The following is a 21,095-nucleotide window of genomic DNA, read 5'->3' on the forward strand; positions in this document are numbered from 1 at the left end:
TTGCAAATATTGTACTGGTAAAATTCAAGCGTTAGGAGAAGGGAGGAGCCAATCACTCATTCCCCCATCCTCCCGCGATCCAGTGCCCGGTAGCGGATCGCTTCCGCTACGTGGGCTGCTTCCACCCGTTCGGACTGATCCAAGTCGGCGATGGTGCGGGCCACCTTGACGATCCGGTCGTAACCACGCGCGCTTAAACCGAGCGTCTCAAAAGCGAGGCGAAGCAGTTCCTGCCCTTCCTTGTCCACCTGAGCATAGAGGCGCAGTTCCTGGCCATTCATGGCACTGTTGAACGGGCAAACCGGACGATCGCGGTAGCGTTCCAACTGAATCTCCCTCGCCCTCTCCACCCGCTTGCGGATCGTCTCCGACGCCTCTCCCGCCGCTCGTTCGTGAAGGAGTTGGACCGGCACCCGAGGGACTTCCAGATGCAGGTCGATCCGGTCAAGCAGCGGACCTGACAATTTGGAGCGGTATTTTTGGATTTGCTGTGGCGTGCAGGTGCATTCGCGCTGGTCACGTGTGCCATAGAAGCCGCAGGGACAAGCGTGAAGATAACAACCTAGAAATTTCGATTCACAAGGAAACATCGCTGTCTCCTGCATTGCCGGAAGATGACACACCCGGAGGACGTATCAGACGTACACGATTAGAGAAAAACATGTTACTTGTCGAGCTTGCTGCTGCAACCGGTCTTAGTGTCCGATCTCTTCGTCTGGCCGAACAGAACAAGTTAACAGTAAGCCCACCTAACCTCAGAAAGTTGTCTGAGGCATTGGGGATGTCAATCGCTTACCTCGGTTGTTTTGAGAACCTTCCGGAACATACACTTGGCCAACGAATCAAAAAGGCACGACTCTATCATGGGTACAACAAAAGGGAGTTCGGAAAGAAATTGGGGGTAAGCACTCGAATGATTTTGTGGTGGGAAAAAGATGTCTACCGGCCTTCCGAAAAATATATGGAACGTCTTGATAAATTCTTAGCTATTTTTCCTTCGCTATGATTCACGATGAATCCAACCACGCACCTTTTGTTTTGAAGTCCATTCTATAGCAACTGCTAAGCAGGTTGGGAAATCGACTAAGATATGTCAACAACACCGAAGATTTTACATACCATACGGGGGTATGCTATGATGTGGGTAAGAGCTGACTGGGTAAACCATCATCTGGGTATATTATGACGAGGTGGATTAGATGAATGGAGAATTCCTGGAACTTGAAATTGTCCCGTTTAAGTCTATCGGATGGAGGAACTTGAAAATGACGGAAATATAAGCGATGCTGGTGGCCATTGTTGGTGAACTCATGGGCAAGGATACCCTATTTTTATCATTTGTCCAGCAATGAGATTCGAGTTTACCCAGTTTAGAAGGGTTTTGTCGCACAATTGAGTTGCGAAAGCTGAGATATTCATTAGCAACATTGTTGATTTCTATTAGATTACTACCTAATAATAAAAACTTTATGATGAAAATAATACGAACTAAAGGAGCATATAAACATGGATTCAGCAGTTTCAAAGAAAGTAACCATTCTTTCATATATCATTAGTTTTACATTCATCATTGCAATGATTACGGCTTCGGTGATGTTGAAAGATCCCGAAATTATTTTGCCGGAAGTTGCGGCAATGGCGATTGCCATGTGGGTGTACCGAGAAGCGGGGTGGATCAGGCAACCGCCGAAGATTTTTCTTGCTCCGTCCATCACTGCTGCAATCGGTTTCGTGGTGAATCAATTACACATTACTTATATAGGCAAAGTAAGCCTTACCCTCATACTGATGATGCTTTTTTTACGGATCATTTAATCGAACTTGGGACCGTCAATTGCAACGGGCTTACTACCGGTGGTCACGAATGCAAACGAATGGTCTTTTATTATTTCAGTTTTCATTTTTACCTTCATATTAATGCTTGGGGTACTCGTATTTAAGTTGAATAAAGGACTTGAGAAGAAAGTAAAGATACAGTACAAGTACATGTTGGTGTTCTTAGTGCTGATTTTCATGTGGATTGGATTATGTGGGCTCGTTGGCTACCAACTGGCAGTTATTCCGCCGATTCTCGTTGTTGTGTTTGAGTCACTTCAGAAGCCATTGTACAACGGAAAAATGGCGTTTAAACAAGGACTTGTGTTGACAATATCTGCGACTGTCGGAACGATGTTGTACTTTGCTATCGATTCGTGGATATTGGTAACGCTGTTCGATATGATTTTGATGCTTATTCTGTTACGCATTGTTGGCATCCGTATTCCAGCAGTGTACGCCTTTCCACTACTCCCGTTTGTCTTCCCTGATTATATCGTCGCGATGTTGCCGCTAGGTTCGTTGATTACGTGTGTATTCCTGTTTGTTTTGGTGTTAATGTATAAAAAATTGGAGATGAAGCGAAGAGGAAAGGTAATGCAAATGTGAAGGAGATGGAAAAGAATTCGTGTAATCGAAAGGGAGCCAATTCCCACTCTTCGCAGGCATCTTGTAGAAACATACTGTTCCAAATCAGATTCCAAACCGTTAATAAATATTTTTTTAAACGTAGGGCCTATATTGAGTTGTATGTCTCAAAGTATTCTGGTCCTAGTTCGATGTAGGTTTGCTTACATGTCATCATTACAATAATCGCTCGTAAGATAGTGTAAAAACAACCCGATTTTTTCCTCATTGGGTGACCAACTCGATGGTAATGAGTTGCTTAATAGATTTCTTTCTTTTTGCTGCTGCACGTGCGGATTCCACTAACGTACTACGCAGCTTTTTGCTTTTGGTTTAATATTTTCTGTAATTTCCATCGATATAGATAAACGTCCTTTCAATCCTGGAAGCATGTTGTCATAATTCCTATTCACTGTCACATATTGGACTCGACTTTGCCCTTTGTTTCCAGCTTCGAGTTATAAGAACTGCGAAGCTCCCTTTCAGAAATACCATCTGATCGAAAATTCTGACTAACTGTATAGCGAGAATGTCCCGTTTGACGGGCGCTTTTACAAATAATCTTGCCTATGTAACGATATTACTATTCCACTTCCTTAACATTATGTCTTTCCCTCCGATGAGATTTTCGCTGTCATCAAACTGATGGAGAGCTAAGGGGGGCTATTCTTTTTTCGGCGCGCCCGAGCAATTACATCTCGATGACATTGATATGCCTTTACAAAAAACAAGCTGGCACCTATCGTAAATAGAAGCAAGCTTGTCAAAAACAATTATGGAGCATTTGCTACATCAGTCTTCAAATTTAAAAATTTTGTCCGTGGTGTTTAATTTGTACGAAAACCGATTCATTCCCCTCTCCTCTAATATCACTGGATGTAGCAGATATTTCAGTTTTTTGTCCTTTTAAGGCTTGAACCTCCTGATACAATCGTTGATTCTTTTCCGTCAGTTCTTTTATCTGCATTTGCAATTCATTTACATTTATCGGATCATCCGTTTTTATAGAGCTCACATGCCCTTTATGATTGTGATTCATACCCTTCATGCAAATAAGCATCATTAACGGACAAGCCAATAGGGTCAATATAGACAACCATTCCATGTAATCGAACACTCCTTTCTAAAGTACCTTGGTCTTCATTGTAACCTCAAGTTGTGAGGAAAATATGAAGACACCATAAATTGATGTCACAATTACTGCGGGGACAATCGCGATTACACGGGTAAACAAAAGGCGCTACCACGATTTCGTATCGATATTTCAATCCTTTTCATGAAAATTTATCCTGCGCAGAAGGAAGAGACACCTTGTGCGGAAACAAAGTGTCTCTTTTGATGTTATTTGACGTATTTGACGAGAACCATCAGTCCCCCCGGTTCCACATCGGCGTTTGTCGTGTGGTGAAGTTCATGACAATGGAAAACCCATTCTCCAGGATTATCGGCAATAAAATCGATGTCGTAGGTCTCGCCCGGATTTACCGTAATCGTGTTCGCAATGAGGGGATTGGCAATAGGATGTCCATCCTTTGCGATGATGCGAAAATCGTGGCCGTGCAAGTGCATTGGATGGATGCCATTACTGATGTTAGCCAGACGTATACGAACTAGATCTCCCATTTTTACCTCAATTGGATCGGTGTCTGGAAACGACTTGCCGTTAATGGTCCAGTAATTGTAATCCATCCCCATAACTGTACTGCCTGAGTTGTCTTTCGGGGATTCTGTCGGTGGCATGATCATCCCCTCATGAGGGTTTTTCTGCTGGTCTTTGTTTTTACTACCATGTTGCATCATGCTTCTGACGTTACCTTTATGTTTTTGCCCGTTTGGCTCTCCTTTAGACATTCCTGTCATATGGTCGTTTTTGGTTTGATGTTGTTGTCCCCCAGACTTGTTCGGGACGTTCCACCCTCCAAACAACATGGTGAACTCCCGGTCGTGTTTCAACGGACCCTGGTTCTGCGGGTCGATGATCAACAATCCGTACAGACCTTTGTCAATCTGCGGGATGCTGTTGAAATGTGAGTGATACATATAGGTTCCCGCGTGATTGGCTACAAACTCGTAGGTAAACGTCTCACCCGGTCTCACAGCGTGTTGGGTGAAGGATGGCACCCCGTCCATCTTGTTGGGAACGTGCAAACCATGCCAATGAATGGCAGTTTCTTCCGGCAGACTATTTTTGAGAATGACACGGATGGTGTCCCCTTCCTTGGCGCGAATGGTAGGACCGGGAACCGTTCCGTTTAACGTGTAAGCGTCCGTCTGTACTCCGGACACAAGCTCCCAACGAGCAGGCTTGGCCTCAATTTTGTATTCGTGGACATGCCCTGTTGGCCGAATGGCATCTGTTTCCGTAAGTACAGGCAGCTTTCTTAGTTTTTGGGTAGTAAGAATTTCATTATTAGGATTTGTCTTGGCTGGCGCCTGATTCTCTGCAGCGATCTTTGTTTGATCTGACGGTTGCATTGCATTTGGCACACATCCCCACATTACCAGAACAGTTAGGGCGGTGAAGGGTATAGCAAGTCTTCTCATGCGTATTCCTCCCTGTAGTGTTACTTGTATTTTTTGCGTAAGAAGACAAACTATGTATACGATATGTTCAGAGGGGAGTGGAAACGTAATTCAATAAATTCGATCTTTTCATTCCACATTTTCACATGTAAGCTGTTATGCATCTGTTCCGCAAGGTAATTAAACACTCTTGACTGTATCCAGTCACGAGCTAATAGCCTTTCTTGTTTGATCTATAATATCCTTCATACTGAAGTGGAATCGGCCAGTACGTGGTTTTTTTGCGGTGGTTCGACTCTGGTAATAAAACTGTTTGGATAACCTTAACAGCACATGTTATCGGACCGAGAGTCCGAACAAAAAATTTTCGTCTTCTTAAGGTTGTGTTTCCGGTTCCACACTTTCTTGTCAGGGGATTTGCGATGATGGAAAACATTTTGTCGTTTCTAACCCCAGTGTGACATCCAAGTGTGTTTTCCCCCGCTTGGTGGGCCAAGATAAATGAGGTTCTTCTGATGCTCGATAAACTGAAGCCTTATCCTGTACTTCACACCTCGCCATTTTCATAAAAAAAGATGGTCACGCTTTCACGTTCCCATCTCATAACAAATCATTGCTCGATTTGCCCCTTCCATTTAGCCATGCCGCCCTCAAGGTTATAAACATCCTTATAACCATTTTGCAGTAAAAAATTTCCACTTTCTGTTCCCATACGTCCAGTATGGCAAACAAACACAATTTTCTTATCTTTAGGAATGCTTGTATACTTCGTTTTAATATCTACGAAAGGGATATTAATAGCGGTGGGTATCCTCCCTTTTGCAAATAGTTCCGGCTCCCGAAGGTCGACGATAACCATATCCATCTTTTTTTCTAACATTTCTGTCAATGTTTCAGAACTGATCACCTGCAATGTCTTTTCTTGCATGTTAAAAAGGTACATCACGAAAATACTTACTGCGGCGACAAGAGCAACGAGTGAAACTAACCAAACTTTTTTCACACTTTATCGTACCTCCCAAAACATATTCCATTATGTGGATTATTTCATTACCGGTACAATGGATAAAATGCTTCCATTTGCTGAACCGGAATATAGCATACAATTAAGTAATGAAGAAATTATGGAGAACAAACAAATAAAAGAAGCCCGATAAATTGTTTTAAGGATGAGAGCAAAAAACCAGTATCCGATTTCACAAATGGATACTGGTTTTTTCACTACTACATTTACTGTTTCATTCCCTCATCTTTCTTGGCGTTATACGCTGCCATGAACTTGTTGCAACTTTGCATCATCTGTTGTCCTTCGGGCGTATTCATCATATTCATCATACTTTGTTCATCCATCATCTTCATCATATTCGTCATGCCGTTCATCATGGACGGGTTATCGATGTCGGATTCGGCAGCAAAAGAAACTTGACCTACGATCAGAAGAGCTAGTGTAGAGAACACCAAGATCAGTTTCGTCTTCTTTTGCATTATGAATTCCTCCTTGTGGATTGATAGCTACACGGTTAGTATAGGGGAAGGGTTTGTTCAAACCTTGAGGAATTTTTGAAGAAATGGTGACGCAGCTGTTAATCGTCTTGATTTCTTTTCGTTTTCATCAGTACATAAAAAATGGCTGCGGTAATGACTGGTACACTAATCCAGAAGCAAATTTTAAAAAGTGTTTTTACGTAAGCAAAAATGGAATCCGGACTCGCCATCCAAGTAGCCGACATCGTCAGGCAGGACAGGCCGATTACTATCATAAGGGAAACCATGATCCAATCAATCCATCTCACCTGTCTTCCCCCCTTGTCTCGGTTTCAGCCACATTTGGAAACGTCAACTCAAACCGAGTTCCTTTTTCTAACTTGCTGGTAACGAAAATCGTCCCTCCTTGAAGTTCAACCAGGTTCTTCACGATTGCCAAACCTAGCCCTGTTCCACCATATTGACGTGAACGTGACTTTTCTACACGATAAAAACGGTCAAAAATATATGGAAGTTCTGCTTCGGGAATTCCCATCCCGGTATCTGTAACGGCAATCTTGATTCCATCTTCTTCTTGCCACATCGTAACAGATATTCGTCCTTTTTCTGTATACCGGATTGCGTTATCCAGCAAATTGATAAAAACTTGTGTCATCCTGTTTCCATCGCAATAGGCGAGTGGTAGTCTATCCTGGACGCTATACTCAATATCTAGGCCCTTCTTTCTCGCTCGAAAAACTGATTTATGAATGGCCCCTTCCATCACTTCGGACAAATCAACCCATTCCATCTGTAATGAAATTTTTCCCTCATCCATTTTTGAAAGGTCAAACAAATCTCCAATCATATTGGAAAGCCGAACAGACTCCTCATAAATGATGTCCAAGTATTGTTCTTTTTCTTGCTCTGATTGATACATCTTGTCTTTCAACGCTTTTGCATAACCTTCCACGTAAGTGATCGGAGTTCGCAGTTCATGAGAGATATTTGCAAAAAACTCCCTGCGTGAATCCCGAACGCGTTGTAAATCGAAGGCTAAATCATTAATCGCCTGCGCCAACGATCCAATCTCATCTGATGTGCTCCTTACTGTTACCCGTGTATCCAAATCCCCTTTAGCTATCTTGCGAGCTGCTTTTTCCATTTGTATTAACGGATGTGATAATTTCTTGGATAGGATGTAGGTAAACCCAAGGGCAAGGAAAAAAGCGCCAACTCCCGATAACAGCAGCATGGCCCTTACATTTTGCAAAGATTGATCAATTCCTTCGATAGATGACATCACATAAACTCCGCCCAAAAAACCCTGTTCATTTATGATTGGCTGTCCAGAAACAAGATATCGTTTCCCGGTTGACGGTTCCATGTAAACTTTTTCAATCGCTTTTCCTTGCGAAAGAGGAAATATCTCTTCCGTTGGCAGAAGAGTCCCTTTTACAAGGTCCGGTATACCGGAGTTTGCGATGATTCGACCGCGACTGTCGACGATATACAATTTGATTTGGGAAAAACCGGCCATCATTTCAATCATGGGGATTACACTGGAATTGTTCGTATTGGCAATTATAGTTGCATACTGGGTTGACAAACCGACATTTTGTTCCCATACTTCATTGTAGTAGAATCCAGAGAAAATCCTTTCGATAACGAACCCAACGGGCAAAAGCACAATGAGGAACAGCAAAATAATAGTTCCGCCTAACTTGACAACAATTCGACTTCCAATCATTTTCGTCCATCAATTCCCTGAAATTTGTAGCCCACACCCCAAACTGTATGGATCGGGTTAAAGGATAATCCTGCATTTCTTGCCTTTTCACGGATGTTTTTCACGTGTGTGTCAACCGTTCGTATATCCCCCAAAAAATCATGCCCCCATATGTTTTCTAAAAGTACTTCTCGACTGAATACGCGCCCTGGCTGACTAGCAAGGGAAAAAAGCAAGTCAAATTCTTTAGGCGTAAAATCAACTGTGTTTCCTTGAATCAGCACTTGCCTTCCTTCCGGATCAATCGACAGGTCGTGGTAAACAAGCATTCTTCTTGCTGGGATCATTTCCGTTATACTCGCCCTTCGTAGAAGAGCAAACACCCGGGCAAGCAATTCTTCCGGTTCAAACGGTTTGACCAGATAGTCATCTGCACCAATCTGTAGGCCCTTTACCTTATCCTTAGTTTCGTTTCGTGCTGTCAACATGATGATTGGTGTATCTTTCTTTTCACGTATTTTCCGGCAGACTTCCCACCCGTCCATATCTGGCATCATAATGTCTAAAATGATCAGATCAAATGATTGCTGGGTGGACAGCGCTACAGCCTCGTTCCCATTTTTTGCTTCCGTCACTTCGAATCCATTCTTTGCAAGATAGATACGGAGGAGATTCCTCATGTTCCATTCATCATCAACGACAAGTACTTGTACTTTTTTCATGCGTATCCCTCATTTGTTAAAGTTCTCCCAAATCACCAAAACGTAAAGAAGTCGGAGATTCCCAATAGGATAAAGATCACGCCGGCGAGCTTTTGAGTGAGAGAACCCATTTTCCTATACTGTTTCATAATAATCGGTCTGTCACTCGCTGCTGCGAATGTAAGCAGGACAATCATTAAGGGAATAGTGGTCCCAACGGCAAAAACAGCAGGAAGCAGAGGCCCAACTGAACTGGAAAGCATTAACGGCATCGCAAGACCAAAAAACAGCCAAAACATCGTCGGGCAAAATCCTAGCGAAAACGTAAAGCCAAGAAGGAACGACTGCATTCCTCCATGAAAACGATCTGTAAACTGCTCCATTTTTTTTAAGAACGATTGCGTCCGGAAAAAAGGCAATCGAATCCATCCCAGCATAAACAAACCGATCAGGAGGAACAATGGGGCGAGTAATTTCCTTGCCCACTGGAATACTGGAATGGCTTGTGTAGAAAGCTGCTCCCCAAACATGTACACGATCCCGCCTAAGGCTGAGTAGACCACGATTTTTCCTAGAATAAACAGCACAAGATTATAGCCGAATGTACCTTTATTAATCAGATTTTTTCCAAACACGGTGAAAGCAGCGACGTTCCCCGACAACTGGCAAGGGGCAAATGCTCCAATGATCCCGAGTAATAGCGCTCCGATCAATGGTGCTTGTTCCCCCATTCCAAAGTATAAGCTAGTAAATGGCTTGGCAAACCAGGAGCCTAGTTGGTACAAATACAAATACCAATCCATATCTTTCCCTCCGCCCTATGCGATAACTTTCTTATCCAGGTATTTTACGATCCTTTTGTGAGGGAATTATGAAGAACACCGGTATACATCCTCAAGATTGATTCATACTACATTTGAATCCCGGAAAGGAGGTGTTTAATCATGCCCGTTACCATTTCGAACACGTATCAACAATGCATTGAGGCGTGTATGAAATGTCTTCAAGCCTGTGAACAATGCCTCACAGCCTGCCTTCAAGAGCCAGATGCCCAAAACAGAACCAGGTGCATTCAAACTCTGCGCGATTGCATCGATATCTGCGCTCTTTCCGTGCAATTTATGTCACGAAACAGCCAATACGCAAAGCAGATGTGCAGCATTTGTGCCACGATCTGCGAAGAGTGTGCTACCCATTGTGAGATGTTCAAGGATTCCCACTGCCAGGAGTGTGCCAAAGTCTGCAGAGAGTGTGCAGAGCATTGCCGCAAAATGGCAGGATAATCGAAAAGGGGAAAGGCAATGTTCCTTTCCCCTTGAACACAATTTCTATCCTTTGAACAGACATTTTTATGGTTTCCTCCCCGTTATAGAGAGAATGTAATTTATATTGTAATGGAGCATTTCGTCTATTTAAACAAAGCCTGCAACTCTCATTAAGTATGACAGCAGCCCGTTCATGTTATATGTCGTTGTTTCAAAACCATCCAGTAATAAATTGGATGGAAAGGCAATTCGCATGACCGTATTCTGTGGCTTTCCCCAATCGCCAAAGTGTAATTTTTTTAGGTTTTTATTCACGAAATACTTTATTATGTTCTGATTTTATTATCACATTTAAGTGATGGATTTCTGCTTCACATATATTCATCGTATAACAATACCGTTTACAGGCCGCATTCTTTACGAATGTTATCTACCCCGTATCTCTGTACAAACTTGGAAAACTTCTCCCGTTTCTTTCCTTTCTCTTGATACAAAGTAATCACACTTTTGACTACCGTTGATAGTTCTTCTTCTCGAACTTGATCAACCAACAGATCAGCCGTTTTCGCTTCCATTGATTTTGACTGACCGCCAATGTAAATTTCAAACATATCTTTCCGCTTCACAATCCCAATATCTTTAACCAACGGTTCCCCACAGGCATTGGGACAACCTGTGTAGCCAACTCTCATCGTGAAGGGTACCGGCATTCCTGCGATCGTTTCGTTCAGATCTCTTGCTGCCTGAAGCCCCTCAACCTCTGCACCTTTACAAAAGGTGCAAACTGACAAGTTCTTTACGACAGAACCGACTTCATACACACATAAACCAAAATCTCGCAGCGCCTGTTTGGCCTCATCAGCCTTTTCTTCACTCATTTCTACAATCAATTGCTGAAAGGTCGTCAGCTCGATTTGTGCGTCTTCCCCTACAATCTCTCCGATAGCCACCATATCCTTTGGAGTAAAAACAGCGCCTCCTACCCTGATTTCAGGACTGACTGCGAACTTTACACGATTCATTCGTAATGCCTCCCCGACATGATAGTGTTTTCATTTTTTTCAATTTCCCGGATAAAAGATGTGACGTTGCCCAAACAACAGGCCCCTTGCGGATTATTCACTTCACAACCACAGCGATCGGCTTTGACCTGCTCACGTATAAATTGGATAGGATCGTTTTTTTCTTCGACTGCATGGTTCAAGCGTTCTCTCGTCCATTCAAAACAGTAACAGACAGGTACTTGTACTCGATTATCCTTTTGGAACACAGGTACTTTCATATCCTGGGTTTTGAAAGTGTTGGCTTCACTGTAATACACCACTTCACAGGTTGACGTGGAACAAAAGAAATATTTCAACTTTGGATGCAGCATGGAAAGCGCATCAGGCTTAAGCAATGATTTCAACGTGATGATAGGAACACTTCGACCATTTTCATGGCAGGTTGGGCAAAGAGTAACTCTTGAATTCGCTTGTGTAGTGGGCTGACAGCAGCTTTCCACAATCAGTCAACTCCTGTTTACAGAATAGATCGTCTTTATTGTGAAGAAAGGCCGCGATTAAAAACCGCAGCCTTTCCTCCATCTCTGCATCAGATAACATCATACCCTTGGTCTTCAATGGTTTCCTTAACTTTATCCAACGAGACAGCAGATTCATCAAATGTAACGGTTACCTGATTATCTGCAAGGGAAACTTTTGCTGATTGTACACCCTCCAGTTTATTGAGTGCCCCTTCGATAGAGTTCACGCAGTGATTGCAAGACATTCCTTGTACGTTCAAAGTAACTGTGCTCATAATCAATCTCTCCTTTTCATCTAATGAGGTTTATAAACACTTGAATTGCAGTATGCTGCCGACTATAAAGTTCGTCAGATCTTTACCCGCTTTAGTCGTAATGCATTTAGGACAACGGAGACAGAACTGAAAGCCATTGCTGCACCTGCAACCCAAGGTGCTAACAGACCTGCTGCTGCAATCGGGATGCCGACGCTATTGTAGAAAAGTGCCCAAAACAGGTTTTGTTTAATGTTTTGCATTGTTTTGTGGCTAAGTGTAATGGCTTGCGGGATGCTTGTGAGTTCGCCGCGCATCAATGTGATATCGGCTGCCTCCATGGCAATATCAGTACCAGTCCCAATAGCCATTCCGACATCAGCCGTTGCCAAGGCGGGAGCATCGTTAATCCCGTCACCCACCATCGCCACTTTTTTGCCTTGCTGCTCGAATGCTTCCACTTCTTTCGCTTTGTCCTCAGGTAGAACTTCCGCTCGAACCTGAGTTATTCCAACCTGTTGTGCAATAGAACGAGCTGTCCGTTGGTTGTCACCCGTAATCATGACCACTTCAAGCCCGAGATTTTTAAGCTGGGCGATCGCTTCTTTCGAGCTTTCTTTTAATGTATCAGCAACTGCAACAACTCCGAACAACGCGCCGTTTATTGCAACCAGCATCGCGGTTTTTCCCTGGTCTTCCAAGTGCTGCATCTGATTTTCCACCGAAGAGGTATCAATGTCATAACGCTTCATTAATTTTCTCGTTCCGATCAAGAGACGTTGATCGTTCACTTGTGCTTGCAAACCAAAACCAGGGATCGCTTCAAAGTTGGTCACAGGAGACAATGTCACTCCTCTGGCTTCGGCCCCTTTCACGATAGCTTGGGCCAGTGGGTGCTCGGAATTTTTTTCAGCAGAAGCAACCAAAGTCAGTAGATCCAACTCAGAATTGTTACCGAGAGCGATCACATCGGTTAACGAAGGCTCTCCTTTGGTAATGGTACCAGTTTTGTCGAGAATGATCGTGTTCAGTTTATGGGCTGCCTCCAAATGTTCGCCGCCCTTGAATAGGATTCCAAGTTCAGCCCCCTTTCCGGTACCTACCATTACAGAAGTAGGAGTGGCCAATCCAAGCGCACAGGGGCATGCAATCACCAATACAGCAATCGCTGGTTCGAGTGCTGCCGTAAAGTTACCTGGCTCCAGGAAGAAATACCAAACAATAAAGGTAATGACTGAGATCCCCACCACGATGGGAACGAAAATACTCGAGATTTTATCGGCCATCCGTTGAATGGGTGCCTTTGAGCCTTGTGCTTCCTCCACCACTTTAATAATCTGGGCCAGCGCCGTATCTTTACCGATCTTTGTCGCTTCAATCGTCAATACGCCATTTTTGTTTATCGTGGCACCGATTACTGGGTCTCCTGCCTTTTTGTCGACAGGGACACTTTCGCCTGTAAGCATTGATTCGTCGACAGCGGATGTACCGCTCTTTACCACCCCGTCTACCGGAATCTTCTCGCCGGGCTTGACTAGGATGCTGTCTCCTACCACGACTTCTTCAAGGGGGATCACCATTTCCTTCCCGTCCCTGATCACAGTAGCTGTTTTAGCTTGAAGCCCCATCAGCTTTCTGATCGCTTCCGATGTCCGCCCTTTTGCGAGCGCCTCGAAAAGTTTGCCAAGGATAATCAACGTAATCAGTACGGCACTCGTTTCGTAATACAGCTTATCCGTTCGTCCGGCAAGGCTGGCAAAGAAACTGTAGAAGTACGCGGCAGAGGTACCCAATGCCACTAAGACATCCATATTAGCGCTGCCGTTTTTTAACGCCTTGTAGGCTCCTCTATAGAAGGGCCATCCGATTATAAATTGCACCGGTGTGGCTAGAGTAAATTGAACCCATGGATTCATTAAGAAATGCGGCATGTAAAAGCCAGGCAACCCTAGATGAGCTACCATGGTATAGAGAAGCGGCAAAGACAATGCAGCCGAGACAAAGAAGCGCGTCTTTTGAATCTTGATTTCTTTTCCCCGTTCGTCTTCTTTTATGCCTGTTTCTTCACGCTGACTGGCTCCGTACCCCAAATCCTTGATTTTTTCGATCATCTGTCCGGGACTGATTTCACCCGGATTGTAGTGGACTGTCGCCCTTTCCATCGTTAAGTTGACGTTTGCATCGATCACGCCAGGTAGCTTCTTTAAGCCTTTCTCAATACGAGCTGCACATGCCGCACAGGTCATGCCTGTAACATCCAAATCCACTCTCTCAGTCGATACTTTATACCCGAGGTCATTCACTTTTGCTTGTAGGGCGGTCACGTCTACCTTTGACGGATCGTACGTGACTGTTGCTCTTTCCATTGCGTAGTTGACGTTTGCTTGCTTGACTCCTTCCATCTTGGCAAGCCCTTTTTCAATTCGGATTGCGCAGGAAGCGCAGGTCATTCCCTCGATATTCAATGTTGCACTTCTTTCATTCGCCTCTTTGGCCGTGGTTGCCGTGCTCATACAGGTCAACACCTCCATTGGCAAAACGATTGTGCCTTAATAATACAATACCCCAGTAGGGTATTCAATACCATAAGTTCTTTTAATTTTTTTATCTGGGGTTACAACCTACCGTTTACCCTTTTCTTTCGCATTCATTCGTTTTTCCTTTTGATAACGATATATGTAATAAGTAACTGTGCTTCCGACCACTAATGCGATCAGATACAACAATTCATCCAAGCAGCAACATCTCCATTTTTACTTTTACTTTTCCCATCCCTCCATGTTTTATCCACTCTTGCTCCCCCTAACCGGGAATGAAACACCAGAATACGACCATGCTAAATGCGAACAAGAAAGTGAAGTATGGAGGTTGAGTCCAATGAATAAATTCACATGTATTGTCATCTATGCTTATGCGCTTGCCCTAGGCGCATGTACCCCCAATGCCGCCCAACCGCAACAACCGGCACAAGACCACGCCCAGCATAATCAACCAGCAACAGGGGGTAACGAGACGACCAACAGTTCACAAGTACAGGCGGTCTGAGTTTAGCAACCAATCACTTCAAAGCAATCAGAAAGAAGGAATATCCATTCAGATACAAGACAACACGGGAAAACCAATCGAAAAATTTGAGATTAACCATGAAAAAGAGATGCATTTGATTGTGGTCAGTAAAGACCTATCCACATTTCAACATCTTCATTCCGAGAACAGAGGGAAAGGATTGTTCACCGTTACGATGACTTTCCCTACGGGTGGCGATTACAAGCTGATCGCAGACTTTATTCCGAGCGGCGGAGAACCTAAACCGGAGAGCCAGTGGATTACCGTATCCGGTCAAGCTCCCTCCCCTCGTCCACTTCAGCCGGAAATGAATCTGACCAAAATCGTAGAGGGAAAAGAAGTTACGTTATCCTTTGACAAATTGCAGTCCGGACAAGAAGCGACGATGACATTCTCTTTTAGAGACGCAGCCAGCAAGCAGCCAATCACCAATCTGCAACCGTATTTGGGAGCCATCGGTCATGTGGTCATCATCAGTTCCGATGTGGAGAAGTACATCCATAATCATCCGTTGGAAGAAAACACAACGGGACCTGAAGCCAAATTTGGAACTTTGTTTCCCAACTCCGGCGTCTATAAGATCTGGGGACAGTTTCAACAAAACAACAAAGTATTCGTCGTACCATTTGTAGTGGAGGTACCCTAGAAATATCCCATATCACTGACACTCTGCTGAGTCCGTGTTCTGAGGTGCCGGTCCTTGGTTATTAAAAGTGCTTCCAAAAACAAATATGGTAGATAAAATGAAGACTCCCCGGGTCCTTACCCGAGGAGTCCTTTTCTCATTTCTTGGAGGTATCATTGTTGTTCATGTTGGAGTGATCCATATTTTGCATGTTGGAATGGTCCATATTCTGCATATCCCCGTTTTGCTTATCAGATGCTGAACACGCGCTTACCACTAGCGAAAGGATGAGAAGCGATGCAAAAACAACCTTTTTCATGCAGTAATCCCCCTCGGAAAGTAATCTTGGGGATAATCATACCCAAAGATTGTGTAGAGAATATGAAGAACTGGTTTCCACTACATACCCGCATAGGAGTGTAGGCCAGCAATGACAAGATTGACAACCACCAAGGTGATTAGGATGATGACGAAACCAATGACTGACATCCACGCTGATTTGGCTCCGATCCAGCCACGGGACAGTCGCAAGTGAAGGTAGGCACTGTAAAACAACCATACTATCAAAGCCCATACTTCTTTGGGGTCCCATCCCCAAAAACGGCCCCACGCTTCCTCTGCCCATATCATCGCGAAAATGAGAGCACCGAGCGTGAACACCGGGTAACCGATGCTGATAGCACGGTAACTGATCTCATCCAGTAATTCTGGATCAATACCTGCAAGCGAAGGCTGCATCACCGATCCCAATGTCAAGATCAAAAGAAAGCTCCTCAAAAAAATCAATCGAAAATTCCCCAGTAAGAGTTATTTTATACGCCCCTTAGGGGGCGGAAACAAGGACTACTCCTTTGGGTGTTCTTCATGCCCTTCTGGTCGGAAGAAACCCGCCTTTTTCTTTTCTTTGATGCGGTAACTTTCCCCCTTGATATTGATTGTGGTGGAATGATGCAGCAAACGATCCAGGATGGCTGTGGCCAGTATAGAGTCTCCAAAGATTTCTCCCCATGAACCATACGACTTGTTGGAAGTCAGGATGATAGAGCCGGTCTCGTATCGTTCGGAGATGATTTGGAAGAAGAAATGGGCTGCCGGTTCGTCCATCTTGCGATAGCCGATCTCATCGATGATCAACAGACGCGGCTTGGTGTACATGCGAATTTTTTGTTTGATCGTATGGTTCTGATCGGCCTGCTGAAGCGTTTGCACGAGATCATGGGCGGTTGTAAAATACACCGTATACCGCTGCTTAATCGCCTCCAAAGCCAGTGCAACGGCCAAATGTGTTTTCCCCACACCGGGCGGGCCGAGGAAAATGAGATTCTCCTGGTGCTCGATAAACCGAAGGGTCGCCAGATCCCGGATTCGCCGTTCATCGATGGATGGTTGGAAACGAAAGTCGAATTGATCCAGGGTCTTGTGAAAGGGCAAGTTGGCTAGACGTGTCCGGGTCCGGATATACCGATCCCATTTTGCCGCCAACTCCTCCTGCAGCAGCTTGTCCAGAAATTCCAGATACGATATATTGTGTTTGGAAGCTTCTTCGGCGTGGTGGTGAAGCACCTCGGGAATGCGAGTCCATCCGAATTGGTGGAAGGCATCCTCAAGACGTTCTTGCAGCCCAATCATTGGAGCCTCACCGCCTCGTCGAGGAATTGTTCATACACGGATAAGTTTCGTTCCAGCACTTCAGGGGCTGGTCGGTCAACAAGTTTGGGCATTAGGGCAGGAACTCGATGTTGACCGGTTGGGCGCAGTCCTTCGAAGTGCTTTTTGTTGATGACCAGCTGCCCTTTTTGGACGGCCTTGGGATGTTCAGCGATGAGTGTGTCTCCACTGTAAATCCGGATGCGTCCGTTCTTGTCGTCCTGGACATGCACGATTTGCCCCATAAAACGGAAGGGAACGGAGTAACGGTTGGCCTCAAACGATACCAGGCAGTCGGCTGATACCTTCCGAGCATGACGGTCGACGACCGCAAACGGCGTTGGGTTCATGGGTTTCAGCTTTTCCTCATGCCAGCGGTCAACCGGCCTGACGTGCGTGGTTCCATGAATCCTCACGTTAGCTACTTGATTCAACCACTCGCGTGCTTGGCGATTCAGATCGTCCAATCCGGTAAATGCCCGAACGCGCGGCCAAAAGTTCTTGCGAACATAGCCAATTCCGTTTTCGACCTTTCCTTTAGTGCGAGCGCGATAGGGCCGGCAGCTCGTAAGAAGGAAGCCGTGGTGGCTGGCAAATCGGGAAAAACGCTCATTCCAGACGGGATGGCCCTGTTCATCTCTGTCTTTCACAACGGTCTTCATGTTGTCGTACAGCATCACCTCCGTACCCCCTCCAAAATACTCAAAAGCCCGATGGTGACAACTGATGAGCGTATCCAACTTCTCATCTTCAGTGAACTCCAGATACATCATGCGAGAATAGCTGAGGACCATGACAAACGCATAGAGCCGTTTTGGTTTGCCGTGCCAGTCCACCGTAAACCGTCCCCAATCGACTTGGGCTTGGTATCCGGGATCTGTTTCAAATCGGACGGTGGTTTTGCTGATGACGGTGGGCCGGAACGGTTTCATGAAGACTCGCAGAGTGGTAATCCCACCGGTATACCCTTTTGCCTTGATTTCTTCCAGGATAACTCTCGCATTCAGGCAACCTTCCTCCATTCGGCGGCGAACGTAATCCTTGAACGGATCCAGCTTGCCGAGACGAGTGACCTTTCGCTGATAGGATTCAGGTTCCTTCTTGTTTAGCCACTTACGAATGGTTTTTCGATCCCTCCCCATTTCCTGCGCGATCCGAGTAATACTCATGCCACGTTTCCTCATCTCGTGAATCATGTAAAACTCCCCATTCTTTACCATAATTTCTCTCTCCTCCAAGGAGAGAGTCTGCGATGAAAATGGGGAATTTTCAACCGATTCTATTGGGGATTTTATCGCTGATCTTCACACAAGCGTCTACGGAAGAACAACCGAAGCCCTCCGTAGAGCACTATGCCCGACAGGATAGACCAGACCATCGTGTTCAGTTTCCTCGCTGCGTCTTTCCCATCCATCCAAGCGGGGGCCTCGAACCATGGCGACAACGGACCTGGTTTGACAATCTTGGAGTTAGCCGGGGCCACAATAGCTGGAAGCGTATATTCCACGGTCACATTCGTCAGTTGCCCCATATTGTCCATTTCTTGCTTGGGCATTTCAAACACTGTTTTTTGATCCAGACGGACAAATGTTGAATCCATGATAATAAACCCAACCAACATCAATACGACAGCCAGCACGATCTCCAGCCATCGTGTCCCTTTGGTCGCCGTATCCTGGGGCACGGTTCGGATCAGATACATCAAACCTGCAGCAAACCCGACAGCCAGAATCCCTTCTCCTAGAGCAGCCGTGGTTACATGAATTTGCAGCCAGTAACTTTGCAGCGCCGGAATAAGTGGCGTCACTTCCTTCGGAAACACGTATGCATACCCCAGCATAATGACGCCGAGTGGAAGCACGAATGCACCAATGACTGTCAATTTATAAATCCGATAAATGATAAGGTATGCGAGGATTATACAAAAGTCTAGAAACGCCATAAATTCAAACATATTACTGGTAGGGCTGTGTCCCCCTGCAATCCACCGGCTAACAATATATCCCCCCTGTGCGAGAAAACCGACGACAGCTATCCAGTATGCCAGCCTGCCAATGCGCTGTTCATGTTCTTTTGGATCTCTTCCTTTCCAGTTCTTTCCTGTCAATACAAAGGCGAAACAAGCCGATGAGATCACATAGAGTGCGAAGGCGATATCCAATAGCCAGTCACTTACTTGGACGAGCATCAACTCCATCTCCCTTCTTTAGTTACCCTACATCTTTGTTTTGTCCTCTAATGAAATCGACAGCTTCATCTCTTCCATGAAAGCCTGAACTTCCCGGCGCATTCCGAACCAGTTTTTGTTGGTGTGGCCTGCCAGGTACAGGTGCCCGTCCCCGAGTTGGATCCAGATGCGGCGGTGCTGCCAGAAAAAGCCCATGACCACCCCTACCATGAAAATGAACGCGCCGAAATATATCAGCGGTACAGCCCTGTCTTTACGTACCATGATACCGGAAATATCTACGAAATCAGGCATTTCGATTTCCAAACCAAAACGGCCATTCTTGTCCTTCAAAATGACCTGTCCACTAAGGTACGCCATTTTCTCCCTTATATTTTCTTTTACGGATTGGACCTCAATCGCAAACATGGGATTTTTGGGCAGGTTGCTCTTTGTAGCCGGCTTACCGTTATTGTCTAGATAAAAGTTCGGAAAATAGTCCAAAACACGTACTTTTACCCCATCGGTCACCAATTGCTCAGGTTTAGGCTCATACAAGTCCAACTTGATTGTGCCAAGCTTTTTGTTTCCCGCCTGCTTATCGATCAAACTGAAATTAAGTGCGCCCAGTTCCATCTCCTGCACGCCAGATTGGTACAAAGAGATGTCGTCATACTTCATAGGGTGGTTGACTACAATCGGTCCTCTCTGTATTTCTACAAGATCAGGGTTGGCCCCAGGAAGCTCGGTGTTCTTGTTGAGGTAAAGTACCGCGTCTGTTTGGTAATTCTTTGGAATTGTGCCGCCTTTCAAATCTAACTTTTCCGCCATTTCTTCCTCCTTCCAATACTCCGTCTTGTAACCAAGGTTTTTTATGTAATAGGGCGTGTCCGGCAATGCCACCGTTTCTCCTTCCCTGACCCAGACATACGTGTCCAGGTAAAATCCGGGAATGTTGCGCATCAATACCCCGATGAGAAAAATAATCAACCCGATGTGATTAACGTAAGGGCCCCAACGACTGAAGCGTCCTTTCTCTGCAAGGATTGCTTCACCACTCTGAAATATTCGATAACCCTTTTTCTTGAGCAATTTCTCGGAACGTTCCAGTAACGCTCTAGAGTCTGCCGTGCCGTCAAAATTTGTCTCACCGAAAAGTTTCTGCCCTTTTAAGAAAGAAAGATGCTGGTTAACACGAGGTTTGTTCAAAGCCTTGTATAGCGGAATGACCCGGTCCAGACTACAGATGATCAAAGAGGTCCCCAGCATAACCAATAACGTGACAAACCACCAGGAAGAATAGAGGTTATGCAAGCCAAGCCGGTAAAAAAGTTGTCCCCATATCCCATACGTTTCACTGTAAAATCGGGCAACATCCGCTTCTGTAGGCACCGGAACGGGAATGTACATCTGCTGAGGGAAGATTGTCCCGATGGCAGAAGCAACCAGGATGACGAGGATGATATAGATGGCTACTTTGACAGATGAAAAGAAGTTCCACACCAGGTTAATCGGTGTGGAAGCAAATGTTTGAGATCGCCGCGCCATGCCTTCATAACGTATATCTGGAAATTGTGGCTGTTGAATCGACTGATTCGTGTCCAAAAGCTTTCCGCACGATTCGCACAAAAGCGTTCCAAACGGATTGGCATGTCCGCATTCACATTTACGTTGATCCATAGTGTTC

21 protein-coding genes and 3 pseudogenes are annotated in these 21,095 nt (G+C 45.1%); 4 read left to right on the forward strand and 20 right to left on the reverse strand.

Annotated elements, in window-relative coordinates:
- Positions 1–56: 56 nt before the first annotated feature.
- Both EDM57_RS09370 and EDM57_RS23700 read right to left on the reverse strand, forming a co-directional pair.
- Entirely contained in the window at positions 57–413 is a 357-nt protein-coding gene (locus EDM57_RS09370) for a magnesium chelatase subunit ChlI family protein (protein ID WP_246005779.1), read from the reverse strand.
- 3 nt (positions 414–416) lie between these two features.
- A pseudogene (locus EDM57_RS23700) lies at positions 417–605 on the reverse strand (ATP-binding protein); the annotation flags it as partial.
- Between EDM57_RS23700 and EDM57_RS09375 the strand changes: the two are divergent.
- Positions 521–1,006, forward strand: a complete 486-nt coding sequence (locus EDM57_RS09375) for a helix-turn-helix domain-containing protein (protein ID WP_281274229.1) — start codon at positions 521–523, stop codon at positions 1,004–1,006. The pseudogene EDM57_RS23700 and the gene EDM57_RS09375 sit on opposite strands and share 85 nt — an antisense overlap.
- A gap of 500 nt (positions 1,007–1,506) precedes the next feature.
- Positions 1,507–2,424, forward strand: a pseudogene (locus EDM57_RS09380) (hypothetical protein).
- Positions 2,425–3,247: 823 nt separating this feature from the next.
- Here EDM57_RS09380 and EDM57_RS09385 read toward each other — a convergent pair.
- The 8 genes from EDM57_RS09385 to EDM57_RS09425 all read right to left on the reverse strand — a co-directional run bounded on the left by EDM57_RS09385 (position 3,248) and on the right by EDM57_RS09425 (position 9,662).
- Entirely contained in the window at positions 3,248–3,547 is a 300-nt protein-coding gene (locus EDM57_RS09385; RefSeq protein WP_122904511.1) for a DUF2933 domain-containing protein, read from the reverse strand.
- A 236-nt stretch (positions 3,548–3,783) separates the two neighbouring features.
- Positions 3,784–4,986, reverse strand: a complete 1,203-nt coding sequence (locus EDM57_RS09390; protein ID WP_122904512.1) for a multicopper oxidase family protein — start codon at positions 4,984–4,986, stop codon at positions 3,784–3,786.
- Positions 4,987–5,575: 589 nt separating this feature from the next.
- On the reverse strand, positions 5,576–5,968 hold the full coding sequence (locus EDM57_RS09400; RefSeq protein WP_122904513.1) for a rhodanese-like domain-containing protein: 393 nt from the start codon (positions 5,966–5,968) through the stop codon (positions 5,576–5,578).
- A gap of 227 nt (positions 5,969–6,195) precedes the next feature.
- Positions 6,196–6,450: a hypothetical protein gene (locus EDM57_RS09405; protein ID WP_122904514.1), complete on the reverse strand. Its 255-nt coding sequence runs from the start codon at positions 6,448–6,450 to the stop codon at positions 6,196–6,198.
- A 98-nt stretch (positions 6,451–6,548) separates the two neighbouring features.
- Positions 6,549–6,758 (reverse strand): hypothetical protein, encoded by a 210-nt coding sequence (locus EDM57_RS09410; RefSeq protein ID WP_044900472.1) that lies wholly within the window; start codon positions 6,756–6,758, stop codon positions 6,549–6,551.
- Positions 6,755–8,179, reverse strand: coding sequence for a sensor histidine kinase (locus tag EDM57_RS09415; protein ID WP_122904515.1), 1,425 nt, complete (start codon positions 8,177–8,179; stop codon positions 6,755–6,757). Before EDM57_RS09415 ends, EDM57_RS09410 begins: the two co-directional genes overlap by 4 nt.
- Positions 8,176–8,880 (reverse strand): response regulator transcription factor, encoded by a 705-nt coding sequence (locus EDM57_RS09420; protein WP_122904516.1) that lies wholly within the window; start codon positions 8,878–8,880, stop codon positions 8,176–8,178. The genes EDM57_RS09415 and EDM57_RS09420 overlap by 4 nt, the downstream gene beginning before the upstream one ends.
- Before the next feature lie 32 nt (positions 8,881–8,912).
- Positions 8,913–9,662, reverse strand: coding sequence for a cytochrome c biogenesis CcdA family protein (locus EDM57_RS09425; protein WP_122904517.1), 750 nt, complete (start codon positions 9,660–9,662; stop codon positions 8,913–8,915).
- A gap of 141 nt (positions 9,663–9,803) precedes the next feature.
- On the opposite strand from EDM57_RS09425, the gene EDM57_RS24155 reads away from it, so the two are divergent.
- Entirely contained in the window at positions 9,804–10,142 is a 339-nt protein-coding gene (locus EDM57_RS24155; RefSeq protein WP_122904518.1) for a four-helix bundle copper-binding protein, read from the forward strand.
- Between the two features lie 383 nt (positions 10,143–10,525).
- On the opposite strand, the gene EDM57_RS09435 is transcribed toward EDM57_RS24155, so the two are convergent.
- The 4 genes from EDM57_RS09435 to EDM57_RS09450 form a co-directional block, all read right to left on the reverse strand.
- The gene (locus EDM57_RS09435; protein ID WP_122904519.1) at positions 10,526–11,146 is read right to left on the reverse strand and encodes an NAD(P)/FAD-dependent oxidoreductase; all 621 of its coding nucleotides are present in this window, start codon (positions 11,144–11,146) and stop codon (positions 10,526–10,528) included.
- Complete coding sequence (locus tag EDM57_RS09440) at positions 11,143–11,628, reverse strand: putative iron-sulfur cluster-binding metallochaperone (RefSeq protein ID WP_122904520.1); 486 nt, start codon at positions 11,626–11,628, stop codon at positions 11,143–11,145. Before EDM57_RS09440 ends, EDM57_RS09435 begins: the two co-directional genes overlap by 4 nt.
- Positions 11,629–11,717: 89 nt before the next feature.
- A complete protein-coding gene (gene copZ, locus EDM57_RS09445) occupies positions 11,718–11,924 on the reverse strand; it encodes a copper chaperone CopZ (RefSeq protein WP_035301135.1) in 207 nt (68 codons plus the stop codon).
- A gap of 74 nt (positions 11,925–11,998) precedes the next feature.
- Positions 11,999–14,416, reverse strand: a complete 2,418-nt coding sequence (locus EDM57_RS09450; RefSeq protein WP_122904521.1) for a heavy metal translocating P-type ATPase — start codon at positions 14,414–14,416, stop codon at positions 11,999–12,001.
- 428 nt (positions 14,417–14,844) lie between these two features.
- On the opposite strand from EDM57_RS09450, the gene EDM57_RS09455 reads away from it, so the two are divergent.
- Entirely contained in the window at positions 14,845–15,615 is a 771-nt protein-coding gene (locus tag EDM57_RS09455; RefSeq protein WP_246005777.1) for a hypothetical protein, read from the forward strand.
- 136 nt (positions 15,616–15,751) lie between these two features.
- Here EDM57_RS09455 and EDM57_RS23275 read toward each other — a convergent pair whose 3' ends face one another.
- From EDM57_RS23275 to resB, 6 genes and pseudogenes are all read right to left on the reverse strand, one after another.
- Positions 15,752–15,913, reverse strand: a complete 162-nt coding sequence (locus tag EDM57_RS23275; RefSeq protein WP_170163418.1) for a hypothetical protein — start codon at positions 15,911–15,913, stop codon at positions 15,752–15,754.
- A gap of 80 nt (positions 15,914–15,993) precedes the next feature.
- Positions 15,994–16,401: pseudogene (ccsA, locus tag EDM57_RS09460) on the reverse strand (cytochrome c biogenesis protein CcsA); the annotation flags it as partial.
- Between the two features lie 36 nt (positions 16,402–16,437).
- On the reverse strand, positions 16,438–17,223 hold the full coding sequence (gene istB, locus EDM57_RS09465; protein WP_029099487.1) for an IS21-like element helper ATPase IstB: 786 nt from the start codon (positions 17,221–17,223) through the stop codon (positions 16,438–16,440).
- Positions 17,220–18,461, reverse strand: coding sequence for an IS21 family transposase (gene istA / locus EDM57_RS09470; RefSeq protein WP_122904522.1), 1,242 nt, complete (start codon positions 18,459–18,461; stop codon positions 17,220–17,222). Before istA ends, istB begins: the two co-directional genes overlap by 4 nt.
- Before the next feature lie 71 nt (positions 18,462–18,532).
- A complete protein-coding gene (locus tag EDM57_RS09475; protein WP_246005778.1) occupies positions 18,533–19,429 on the reverse strand; it encodes a cytochrome c biogenesis protein in 897 nt (298 codons plus the stop codon).
- Positions 19,430–19,456: 27 nt separating this feature from the next.
- Positions 19,457–21,088 carry a cytochrome c biogenesis protein ResB gene (gene resB, locus EDM57_RS09480; protein WP_122904523.1) on the reverse strand — a complete coding sequence of 544 codons (1,632 nt, stop codon included), beginning with the start codon at positions 21,086–21,088 and terminating at the stop codon, positions 19,457–19,459.
- Positions 21,089–21,095 lie beyond the last annotated feature (7 nt).

Source organism: Brevibacillus gelatini, assembly GCF_003710935.1.
GTDB classification, from domain to species: domain Bacteria; phylum Bacillota; class Bacilli; order Brevibacillales; family Brevibacillaceae; genus Brevibacillus; species Brevibacillus gelatini.

Excerpts from the sequence above, each read along its gene's own strand:
- EDM57_RS09385 (WP_122904511.1), bottom strand. The coding sequence starts at position 3,547 with ATGGAATGGTTGTCTATATTGACCCTATTGGCTTGTCCGTTAATGATG.
- EDM57_RS09390 (WP_122904512.1), bottom strand. The coding sequence starts at position 4,986 with ATGAGAAGACTTGCTATACCCTTCACCGCCCTAACTGTTCTGGTAATG.
- EDM57_RS09405 (WP_122904514.1), bottom strand. The coding sequence starts at position 6,450 with ATGCAAAAGAAGACGAAACTGATCTTGGTGTTCTCTACACTAGCTCTT.
- EDM57_RS09415 (WP_122904515.1), bottom strand. The coding sequence starts at position 8,179 with ATGATTGGAAGTCGAATTGTTGTCAAGTTAGGCGGAACTATTATTTTG.
- EDM57_RS09420 (WP_122904516.1), bottom strand. The coding sequence starts at position 8,880 with ATGAAAAAAGTACAAGTACTTGTCGTTGATGATGAATGGAACATGAGG.
- EDM57_RS09425 (WP_122904517.1), bottom strand. The coding sequence starts at position 9,662 with ATGGATTGGTATTTGTATTTGTACCAACTAGGCTCCTGGTTTGCCAAG.
- EDM57_RS24155 (WP_122904518.1), top strand. The coding sequence starts at position 9,804 with ATGCCCGTTACCATTTCGAACACGTATCAACAATGCATTGAGGCGTGT.
- EDM57_RS09435 (WP_122904519.1), bottom strand. The coding sequence starts at position 11,146 with ATGAATCGTGTAAAGTTCGCAGTCAGTCCTGAAATCAGGGTAGGAGGC.
- copZ (WP_035301135.1), bottom strand. The coding sequence starts at position 11,924 with ATGAGCACAGTTACTTTGAACGTACAAGGAATGTCTTGCAATCACTGC.
- EDM57_RS09450 (WP_122904521.1), bottom strand. The coding sequence starts at position 14,416 with ATGAGCACGGCAACCACGGCCAAAGAGGCGAATGAAAGAAGTGCAACA.
- EDM57_RS09455 (WP_246005777.1), top strand. The coding sequence starts at position 14,845 with ATGCCGCCCAACCGCAACAACCGGCACAAGACCACGCCCAGCATAATC.
- EDM57_RS23275 (WP_170163418.1), bottom strand. The coding sequence starts at position 15,913 with ATGAAAAAGGTTGTTTTTGCATCGCTTCTCATCCTTTCGCTAGTGGTA.
- istB (WP_029099487.1), bottom strand. The coding sequence starts at position 17,223 with ATGATTGGGCTGCAAGAACGTCTTGAGGATGCCTTCCACCAATTCGGA.
- istA (WP_122904522.1), bottom strand. The coding sequence starts at position 18,461 with ATGGTAAAGAATGGGGAGTTTTACATGATTCACGAGATGAGGAAACGT.
- EDM57_RS09475 (WP_246005778.1), bottom strand. The coding sequence starts at position 19,429 with ATGCTCGTCCAAGTAAGTGACTGGCTATTGGATATCGCCTTCGCACTC.
- resB (WP_122904523.1), bottom strand. The coding sequence starts at position 21,088 with ATGGATCAACGTAAATGTGAATGCGGACATGCCAATCCGTTTGGAACG.